Source organism: Bacillus sp. AC266 (assembly GCF_979253805.1).
In genome coordinates this window covers 1-229 of the sequence record NZ_CEEDEC010000083.1, presented here as the reverse complement: position 1 = coordinate 229, position 229 = coordinate 1, and the positions used below count along the sequence as shown (strand labels likewise).

Sequence of the window (229 nt, the reverse complement as noted above, 5' to 3'; positions counted from 1 at the left end):
CCATGTGATAGAAGTGGCCTTTTGTGATGACGTCACCAGTCCATTGCTCAAGATAATCATTCGTTCTAAATTCACTACTAGCCCACATAGATACGGCATAGCCTGAATCCAGTTTTTGAGTGATTCTAGCTAAATCATTTGCGTCCTCTTCTGACCATTGATTATAGTACTCTGCAAACCTTCCAATGTAAGGGGGATCTAAGTAAACAAAATCTCTAGTTGTCAAATC

1 protein-coding gene is annotated in these 229 nt (G+C 39.7%); it reads right to left on the bottom strand.

Annotation, left to right across the window (positions count from 1 at the left end):
- A partial coding sequence (locus AC0IXC_RS29440; RefSeq protein WP_471653736.1) for a DNA adenine methylase occupies positions 1–229 on the bottom strand: 229 nt, incomplete at both ends.